Origin of the sequence: Paraburkholderia sp. RL17-373-BIF-A (assembly GCF_046030175.1) — a bacterium.
Classification (GTDB): domain Bacteria; phylum Pseudomonadota; class Gammaproteobacteria; order Burkholderiales; family Burkholderiaceae; genus Paraburkholderia.
Window position 1 is genome coordinate 1 of sequence record NZ_JARESO010000388.1, and the last position, 551, is coordinate 551.

Consider the following 551-nt stretch of genomic DNA (forward strand, 5'->3'; position numbering starts at 1 on the left):
TCAGCGTCAGATCGGGGCTGCGGCGCAGGTTCCTGAAGAGCGCCACGATGCTCGTAGGCGTGAATCTGGGTTTTGTGAAACTGCGCGGCATTGTCGGGCCCCATTGCGCCATCGCCTCACGGCTCACGGCATGGACACCGGTCGGCGCATCGGCCGTAAAGAGATCGCCGTCGCAGTAGTGCTCGTGCTTGTCGCCCCAAGGGTCCTGCCAGTAGTCGAAGATCTGGCTGCCCAGAATATGCCGGCCGATCCCCCACGCGTGCGTCCAGCCCTTCTCGCGCAGAACGCGCTGGCCCATGCCGACCGCGTCTGCATCGACAACTTCGTAGGCGCTATGGCTGTAGGTGGGCAGGAAGCCTTGTGCAAGCGCGAGCGTATGGTGATCGGCCGGCTTGTCACCAAGATCGAGTCGCATGAACGCGACGACGGGCGAGCCATCGGGAAGCACCTGCACGTCGCTTGGGATAAAGCCGAAATGCTGCGCATACCATGCGCAGGTTTCCTGAAAGTCAGCGAGTTCGAGCACGATATGCCCGAGCCGGATAACTTCG

The 551-nt window shown here is 62.3% G+C and carries 1 protein-coding gene; it reads right to left on the reverse strand.

What is annotated here, in order from left to right:
• Positions 1–551, reverse strand: a 551-nt coding sequence (locus tag P0D80_RS51010) for a VOC family protein (protein ID WP_408296538.1), incomplete at both ends; no start/stop codon positions are given.